Source organism: Xylophilus sp. ASV27 (genome assembly GCF_016428875.1).
In the GTDB taxonomy this organism is placed as follows: domain Bacteria; phylum Pseudomonadota; class Gammaproteobacteria; order Burkholderiales; family Burkholderiaceae_C; genus Xylophilus.
The window spans coordinates 1-1,834 of record NZ_JAELTO010000216.1; the positions used below are offsets into that span (position 1 = coordinate 1).

Sequence of the window (1,834 nt, forward strand, 5' to 3'; positions counted from 1 at the left end):
CCCATTGGCGCCAGCGTGGCAGCTCCTTCGAGCAGCCGCAGCGCCAGCCGGTGCACTTCGGCGGGCACGGTCGCGCCGTCGGCGGTGGTGGCGCGCACGCGCAGCACCTCGATGCGGCAGCCCAGCCAGTGCTCGGCGCAGCGCGCCAGATTGGTGCGTGCGGCCTGGGCGCTGCCGGCGCTGACCATGCCGGCTCGGGTGACGACCGAGGCCAGCGTGGGCACCACGCCGGCGCGGTGCAGCACGCGCAGCGACTGGTAGGCCGCGAGCACGCCGCGCTGCAGCGGCGCGGCCGGCAGCACCGGCACGATGCCGCACTGGGCGGTCCAGCCGGCGAGCAGTTCAGCGCTGCCGTAGAGCAGGGCCAGGTCGTGCGGGCGCAGCACGCGGGCCAGGCGCGCCAGGCGCGCGGCGCGCACGGCGGCGGGCGCGAGCGCGTCGGCGCTGAGCGCGGCCAGGCCCCGGGCGGCAGGGTATACGGCCAGGTCGGCGGCGCCATCGGCCTCCAGATCGTCGTCGGCGGCCATGCTGCCGTCGAGCAACTGGGCCAGCCCCGGGGTGTCCGGGGTTTCGGCGACCGTGGCGTCGAGCACGGCCACTTGGTAGCCGAGCGCCTGCAGCGCCGCGCACAGTTGCCACAGCAGCGGCAGTTCGGTGTGCGGGTCGCCCTGGCTCACCAGGGCGGCCAGCCGCGGCGCGGCCGGGGGCGTCTGCTGCCGCAGGCCGGTGCATTGGTCGAGGGGGGCTTCAAGCATGGATCATGCTCCGCGGGCGGGCGGCGGCGCCGGATGCGGCCGAGGCCTGTGCAAAGAAGAAGTTGAGGTCCGCCGCCCGGGGGTCGAAGGCCGACTTGGCCGGCGCGCGCATCGAGGCGCGCACCAGGTGGCCGGCGTCGGCCTCTTCCCAGTCCTCGGGCACGCGCTGGCCATTGGCCACGCCGCGCAGCACCAGCTGGTGGCGGATCAGGGCATCGACCGCCGGGCCGAGCTTCACGGCTTCGTCGGTCTTGGAGAGGATGGCCTGCTGCGCGCCGCTGGTCTTGAACGAGGCGACCACGTCGTCCAGCGTGTCGCCATGGCCGCCGGCGTTGAGCACCATCAGGCGCTGCACGCCCGGCAGGTCGAGCACGTCGAGCATGTCGCGCTTGCGCGGGTCGCGCGGCGCCACGCCGGTGGTGTCGATCAGCACCATCTTCTTGCCGACCAGCAGGCCCAGCAGGTCCTGCAGCGCGGCGCGGTCGTGCGCCAGGTGCGCGACCACGCCCAGCATGCGGCCGTAGGCGCGCAGCTGCTCGTGCGCGGCGATGCGGTAGGTGTCGAGGGTGATCAGGCCGACGCTGGCCGGCCCGTGGATGCGGGCGCACTGCGCGGCCAGCTTGGCGGCGGTGGTGGTCTTGCCCACGCCGGTGGCGCCCACCAGCGCGAAGATGCCGCCCTGCTCGGCCAGCGGCTGTTGCTCGGGGTCGGTGCGCAGGTTGCGCTCGAGCACCTCCATCAGCCAGCGCACGGCCTCGGCCGGGTCGGCGTCCTGCGGCAGGCGTTCGAGCACGGCGCGCGCCAGTGCCGGGGAGTAGCCGGCGCGGATCAGCTTGAGCATCAGGTTGGACTGGATCGGGTCCTGCCGCGCCTGGCCCAGCCAGGCCAGGGTGTTGAAGCGCTCCTCGATCAGCTCCTTCATGGACTGCAGTTCGTCCACGATGCCCTGCGAGGGCGCGGTGCCGAGTTCCAGCGGCGCGGCCGGCAGCGGCGCGGGGCGCGGGCTGTCTCTTATACACATCTAAAAAGGGGGGGGGGGGGGGGGGGGGGGGGGGGGGGGGGGGGGGGGGGGGGGGGGG

At 74.9% G+C, this 1,834-nt stretch carries 1 protein-coding gene and 1 pseudogene; both read right to left on the bottom strand.

Going from position 1 to position 1,834, the window contains the following annotated elements; all coding sequences use genetic code 11:
* Window positions 1-755: hypothetical protein (locus tag JHD63_RS22395; RefSeq protein ID WP_198972989.1), on the bottom strand; the 755-nt coding region annotated here is incomplete at its 3' end.
* Window positions 748-1,764 (bottom strand): annotated as a pseudogene (gene flhF / locus JHD63_RS22400) (flagellar biosynthesis protein FlhF); the annotation flags it as partial. The gene JHD63_RS22395 and the pseudogene flhF, both read right to left, overlap by 8 nt.
* Window positions 1,765-1,834 lie beyond the last annotated feature (70 nt).